This is a genomic window from Magnetococcales bacterium, from assembly GCA_015231925.1.
Lineage (GTDB): Bacteria > Pseudomonadota > Magnetococcia > Magnetococcales > JADGAQ01 > JADGAQ01.
Map to the genome: position 1 here is coordinate 1 of JADGAQ010000220.1, position 6318 is coordinate 6318.

The 6318-nt window shown below is 59.1% G+C and carries 8 protein-coding genes; 3 read left to right on the forward strand and 5 right to left on the reverse strand.

The annotated features are described in order from the left end of the window. On the forward strand, positions 1 to 1391 hold a 1391-nt coding region (locus HQL56_17380; GenBank protein MBF0311292.1), incomplete at its 5' end, for a mechanosensitive ion channel family protein. Here the strand turns inward: HQL56_17380 and HQL56_17385 are convergent. The 3 genes from HQL56_17385 to HQL56_17395 form a co-directional block, all read right to left on the reverse strand. Then, positions 1288 to 2994, reverse strand: coding sequence for a sulfatase-like hydrolase/transferase (locus tag HQL56_17385; GenBank protein MBF0311293.1), 1707 nt, complete (start codon positions 2992 to 2994; stop codon positions 1288 to 1290). The two genes, HQL56_17380 and HQL56_17385, sit on opposite strands and share 104 nt — an antisense overlap. 192 nt (positions 2995 to 3186) lie before the next feature. Further along, positions 3187 to 3654 carry an H-NS histone family protein gene (locus HQL56_17390; protein ID MBF0311294.1) on the reverse strand — a complete coding sequence of 156 codons (468 nt, stop codon included), beginning with the start codon at positions 3652 to 3654 and terminating at the stop codon, positions 3187 to 3189. A gap of 145 nt (positions 3655 to 3799) precedes the next feature. Further along, positions 3800 to 4273, reverse strand: a complete 474-nt coding sequence (locus HQL56_17395; GenBank protein ID MBF0311295.1) for a CreA family protein — start codon at positions 4271 to 4273, stop codon at positions 3800 to 3802. Positions 4274 to 4490: 217 nt separating this feature from the next. Between HQL56_17395 and HQL56_17400 the strand changes: the two genes are divergently transcribed. Next, positions 4491 to 4937, forward strand: a complete 447-nt coding sequence (locus HQL56_17400) for a glycine zipper 2TM domain-containing protein (GenBank protein ID MBF0311296.1) — start codon at positions 4491 to 4493, stop codon at positions 4935 to 4937. 55 nt (positions 4938 to 4992) lie between these two features. Here the strand turns inward: HQL56_17400 and HQL56_17405 are convergent, their stop codons facing one another. Continuing rightward, positions 4993 to 5427 carry a cupin domain-containing protein gene (locus tag HQL56_17405; GenBank protein MBF0311297.1) on the reverse strand — a complete coding sequence of 145 codons (435 nt, stop codon included), beginning with the start codon at positions 5425 to 5427 and terminating at the stop codon, positions 4993 to 4995. Positions 5428 to 5450: 23 nt separating this feature from the next. Next, entirely contained in the window at positions 5451 to 5648 is a 198-nt protein-coding gene (locus HQL56_17410; GenBank protein MBF0311298.1) for a hypothetical protein, read from the reverse strand. 364 nt (positions 5649 to 6012) lie between these two features. On the opposite strand from HQL56_17410, the gene HQL56_17415 reads away from it, so the two are divergent. Continuing rightward, a complete protein-coding gene (locus HQL56_17415; protein MBF0311299.1) occupies positions 6013 to 6216 on the forward strand; it encodes a hypothetical protein in 204 nt (67 codons plus the stop codon). Positions 6217 to 6318: the final 102 nt, after the last annotated feature.

A 6318-nucleotide genomic window follows, 5' to 3' on the forward strand; every position in this document is an offset into this window, starting at 1 on the left:
CCCTGCTGCAGTGGTCGCTGGAGGCCTTTCCCGCCGCTTTCGGCGACTGGCAGCCCGAAACCCGGCTCATCGAGGCCTGGTACCTGCTCTGGCTGGTCATTCTGCTCTTCAAGATCAACGAAGGGCTGATCCGCCACTTCCAGGGGTTTGGCGGCAAAAGCCCCTCGGGAAACAAGCTGCTCTTCTTCATGGCGCGTTTCCTGGTTTTCGGCGGGGCGATTTTCGCCATCCTGCAACTCTCTTTCGACTTCGAAGCCAGCAAGCTCTTCACCTCCACGGCGGTGGTCGCCGCGGTGGTCGGTATCGCCATGCGGGAGGTACTCGGCAACTATCTGGCCGGAATCTCCATCCATCTGGTGGGAACCGTCGAACCCGGCCAATGGATCGCCCTCGGCGACAAGGAGGGCGAAATCATTCAACGCAACTGGCGGGAAACCCGGCTGCGCACCACCGGGGGCCACATCCTCATCGTTCCCAACAGCCATTTGGCCAACGTTCTGGTCAACAACATGAGCTGGCCCAACAATCTGCGACGCCACACCCTCGACTTCACCCTCTCTTTCGCCGTTCCACCCGCCCAGGCTCGGGAACAGCTCATCAACGCCGCCCTCGGGTGCGCCCAGGTCGATCTCTCCTTCAAGAAGCCCGACGCCTGGATTCTGGCCTTCCGCGACTACGGAGTCAGCTACCGTCTGCGTTTCTGGAGTCGCACCTTTCACGACCGGACCGCCCTGGAAGGCCAGGTTCAGGAGAGGGTCTGGTACCATCTGCAACGGGCCACCATCGCCATTCCCTTCCCGGAAGGCGGGCAGTTGAACTGCATCAGCCTCTCCCGCGAGGAAGCGGCCGTCAGCGAAGGGGATGAGATTTCGCGGGAACTGATCGCCTGCGGTTTTCCGCAACGCTATTTCTCGCGGGAGGACGGCTCGTTTGTGGCGGGACAGGAGGCGCTGCGGCGATTCGCCGGACGCCTGGTCCCGCTGCTTTTCGGACCGGGGGAGACCATCCAGCGGGAGGGTGTCGTCGAGCCTGCGGGATTCATCCTGCTGGCCGGAGAGGGGCTGCTGGTCTCGCGTCTGCATCCCCAGGAGGCCTGGGCCATGCAGCCGGGAGAGATGGCCGGCGAATTGAGCCTGCTCACCGGCCTGCCCTGGCCCACCTCCCTGATCACTCGTGAAAAGGAGGGGCGGTTCCTGAAGGTCTCCGCAGACGCTTTGCAGGAGTTGTTGGCCGCCAGCCCGGAAGGACGGGCCCGCTTCGAAAGCGCCATGGTGCAACGCACCCGGATCATGATGGAGTCCCTGCAGCAGCTTGACGCCCGGGTTCACTGGCAGGAGCGGATGCAGGGGGAAGCTCCTCCGGAAGACAATACGGCCCACCACAGCGCCTGAGCTGGCGGGTCTTGTCGTCGATATAGCGGCTGGAAACACCCAGATGGTTCAGCAGAACCACATCCAGAAAGGCCAGATCGATGATCGAGCGGACGCCGTAACGCTCCATGCTCTTGCGGGTGACGAAACCCTCCCGTGAATCCCACATCGTGAAGAAGGTGATGTACTTCTCCTGGTCTTCGTTCCAGAAATTCTCCCCGTAGAAGTTGGAGGCGATGTCGCTGGGGATGTGGTCCCCGAAGGCCAGGACGATGGCATCCATCTTCCTGCGGCGAATATTCTCCAGAAGGGCGTGCCATTCATCCACCGACATTTTCAGTCGGGCCAGGTATTCGTTGAGCACTTCACACTGTTTGTCACTCAGCAGCGGATCACAGGCCACCTCCTTGCCCCTGGAGTAGAGGGCGTCGTGCGGGGAGTGCTGCCGCATGGTGGGCAGGAAGACCACCGAGGGTTCCTTCTGTTTGGCCAACAAATCCAACGCCGTGTCGTAGAAGAGGCTGTCGGGACGATAGCGTCCGGGAGTCTCCTTGCAACCCGGAATGGCGGAGCAACCCAGGAAATGGTCCGTTCCCAGCAGGGTATGCATGGTTTTGCTGCCGTAGTAGTGACCATCCACGGGGTAGACGGCATGGGTCGAATAGCCGATGGATTTGAGAATGTAAAGCAGACGGCCTTCGGCACCGAGGGGATACCGATCAAAAACACTCAGCGAGGAGGCCTCGATGGAACGGCCATTGTGGCGCTCGTTGCGCAGTCGGGCGAACTTGGCCGGCATGAGCATATTGATCTGATAATAGTCGCTGCCGTAACGGATCGGGGGCACGCCATGCAGCAACTGGGTTTCCGAAACCCAGGTGGCGCCGCCGACCACGTTGATCCGCAAGGGAAAAGCCTGGTCGAAAAAGACCGAGCTGTTGGGCGTTTGGGAGTGTTTCAAATGGGTCAGCGGGAAGGTCGATTCCTGCAAAATAAGGATGATGTGTGGTTTGCGGGTTGGCGTGGCCAGCACTTTTTCCGCCCTCAAATCGGGCTGCAGGCAGCAGTAGGAGGCGATTTCGGGGGTGACGAAATCGACGAGTTTCTTGCTTCGGAAGAGGCTTTCCACGAAAACCACCAGATTGTCCTTGGTGAAATCGAAGGTGGTCACGGTGTAGGCGGAGGGCATCACCGCCCAGGCCAATCCCCCGGAGAGGAGGAGCAGACCGAGGGAGAGGAGCAGAACGGGCTTTTTACGTTCCAGATAATACAGAACCAACAAAAAGACCACGATTGCCGGAACCAGATAGATCACCAGGGGAAACATATCCAGCAAAACATCGAAGGCGGAAATACCGATGGCAATATCGTGCCAGACCAATCTGGCGCCGGTGTATATATTTTTCAGGGAAGAGATCAGAATAATCAGCAAAGTCAAAAAGATGCCGGTAAACAGGCTGGAAGCGGGACGGCGGGTCAGTAGCGAAAAAAAGGAAGCCACGAAAAAAGCCACGGAAATATCGAAAAGGCAGGCCCCCGGATCGGCTTTTTCGATGAACAACACCGATGGCAACAACAGGATGGAGCTCCAGGGAAGCCATTTGGCAAGCATCGATCGTGTCATGTGCAGTGGCCTTTTACATCAAGCGGACGGCGTTCAATCTTCGCAGGAAGGTCTGGCAGGATGCCGCATTTACCGGTGGGTTGCAAGCGATGGTGGGAAGCCGGACACTTGAGGTGTTTCGAAAGCTCCCGCCGTTCCGGGTTGAAACCGGGACGGCGGGGACTTGGTCAAAAGGGGGAAGGGCGCCGTAGCTCAGCCCGGCGAAAACCGGTCAACCAGTTGCTGGATATCGCTATCCTTGATACGCCGGGTGGACTGGCGCAGACGGTTGATCTCCTGTTCCAGCCAGGTCGGCATGTGCCAGCGCTTCTTGTTGGGGTCGCCCCAGGGTTCGTTGGGATAGTGGGGATTGATCAGCCCCTTCGGAGCCATATCCTTGATGCGTTTGACCAACAGGGGGGGAATGGCCGCCAGAAGGGAGGGGTCGGACATGGGGGCGCTGCGCTGAACGGCGGACCTGGCACCCAGCATGGTCAGAAGATCGTCCCGGTTCAATCCCCGTTGACGCAGGAGGGACTCCACCTCGTTCAAGGCTTTCTTGGCTTCGTCTTTGGCAACCTGATCCAAACGGGACTTGGCCTCTTCGATGAGAAACTCCAAATCCGTCTTGGAGGATATTTTGTTCAACGTATCCAGGATGGCGTCTCTGGATAAAGACACTTCCGATTCCACTGTACTCACGACGTTTCCCCCCTGATTCTCGCGGTGCATCAAGCACCCTTGTTGACGATATTCGCGGAGGATAGACAATTTTTTCCCGAAGCACAAGGCCATATAGAGGCTATTTCCGTCGGGATAGTTGATATTATTCCTTGCGCCAGGGCATGATCGGAACGGTGCTGATGGCATTTTTAGGGGATCCGTCGATCAACCGATCGGAATAGACCAGGTAAATGAGGGTATTGCGGTTGCGATCATAATAACGCACCACATGCATTTTCTTGAAGACCAGCGAGGTCTTGATACCGAATACTTCGACGCCCTGTTTGAGGTTGGAGGGATTGGCCGTGATCGGACCGATCTGGCGACAGGCGATGGAGGCGTCCGAGGTATCCTCGGCCAGGCCCACCGCGCCCTTGAAGCCCCCGGTTTTGGCGCGACTGAGATGACAGGCCACCCCCGGCACGTCGGGATCGTCGAAGGCCTCGATGACCACTTTGTCGTTGGGACCGAGCAGCTTGATGTTGGTGGATACTTCGCCGATCTCCTCGGCCTGCAGGTTCAGGCCGGTCAGCATCAGCAGGGCCGGAAGCAGGGCCAGGCCGGTTATTTTGGACATTCGACACCTCCGCAAGAGTCATCCGGAAGAAAAGGGTACCGCAACGCGGCTTCATGTTGCCCGAATGCGGGGGATCGGCACAAGGGGCACGGGGGGTGCAACAGGCACGTCTTGTGCTATACTCGTTGCCGTGGTTGAGGGCAGGGAGCGGAAACGGCATCCAAATCAAAGGGAGTTTGAGGCGATGGCAAACCTGAAGGTGGGTTTTGGGGCGAAAATGGTCTCCGGTCTGATCATTCTGGGATTGGTGGGCGGCGGCCTTTCCGGCTGCGCCAACCAGGCCCAGACGGGTGCCGGAGTGGGGGCGCTGGGCGGGGCGCTGGCGGGCAGTCTGCTGGGGCCCTCCAAGAACAAGGAGCAGTGGGCCCTCATCGGCGGCGCCATCGGCGCGCTGGCCGGATACACCATCGGCAACGAAATGGACAAGAACGACCATATGCGGGTGGGTCAGGCTTACGAAAGCAGCCCCTCCTATCAAACCACCCGCTGGCACAACCCGGATACGGGTCGGGACTACGCCGTCACCCCGCGTCCCGCTTATGAAACCCAGCAGGGTCAATGGTGCCGGGAAGCCGAAGTCGAAGCCGTCATCGACGGCAAACGGGAAACCATGGTCACCACCGCCTGTCGCGGCGCGGACGGACGCTGGCAAGCCCGCAAGTAACGCAACCGTCTCTCCCGGAACATCGGCGGGGTGATTCCCGCCGATTCCTCCGGCATCACGGTCGGCTCTCCTCGCGTGGCACACTGATCGGCCGGTTCTCCCCTCCCAGAAAGACGGTCACCAGTTGCACCGGCTCCTTGCCGTCGTTCTGCCCGCGGTGCCACTGGTCCATGGCCTCCATGAAAGCCTCTCCGCTCTGATAGGTGCGTTTTCCCTTGTCGCCGTAATCCACCGTCAGGGTTCCCGAAAGAACATAGGCGTAAAGCGGCACCGGGTGCTTATGCCATTTGGTCTCCTCACCCGGCGCAATGACGATGATCAGCGAACGGATCTCGGCAGGGCCTCCGCCGGGATAGCTCAGTTTCTCCCCCAGAACGGTACTTTCGGTTTTCAGAATCTCCCGACTGCCGGAATAGATCTCCCCCGCTTCGGCGGAAAAGATCGCCACACTGCAGACGGACAGAACAACACCCCATAAGGGCAAACGCATCGTTCAACTCCTCCACCATTCCGCTATTTCAAGGTTCGGGCCTTTTCGATGGCCCGCATCACGTGGGCATTGGCCGCGTTCAGCCGGGAACGCAACGCCGCACCATCCGGAAACTCTCCCCGATCGTCCAAAATCCGTTCGTTGAAATAATCCAGCGCCTGCCGGGCCTTGTTCACCTGATCCAGGATTTCGGCAGATGTTTTGGAGGGTGTTTTCGGCATCTCGTTCTCCCGATGGAGTGGTCAATAACAGACCCGGCGGACTTTGCGGACTCCAGGGCATCGGCGTTTACAATGCGGATTTCCTCTTCCGGTGTTGCCGAAGACGGTTCCGAAATGAAGCTGTCGACTGCCCACCCGGAAGCGATGCCGCTCTTTCGGCCCGACTTCCCGCCACCGTCACCGACAGGATGTTGCCGGATGCCTTCCAGTGTAGCATACCTCTCCGGATCGGACAGGGAGGGTGCATCGAGGTTATTTACCCAACCAACCCTCCGAGGGATGAAATAGCCTCTTGACCTGACCAGGGCTTCACGGTTCACCCTGTTCGAACGGGTTGGCCAACCCCCTTCAACCACCCTATTGAATGGAGGAACACATGTCGACTTCTTTCGGCAAGGAAGAGTGGATCACCCTGTTTCGCGATATCGGTCTGAGCGAAGCCGATATGGCCCGCTGGCACACCCTTTTCGAAGAGCGGCACGGGACGGCCCACGAATCGTTTCTGAACTGGCTTGGCCTGCAAGCGGAGGAGATCCATCGCATTCGCCAGCAATCGTCCCGGAAGTGACAGCCGCAGCCCGCCCTTGGCGCGAAGGGCGGGTTTTTTCTTCACGTTTCATTCCATTTCTGTTTCATTCGTTCATTAATACGGGGGTCCGGGGGCGATTAT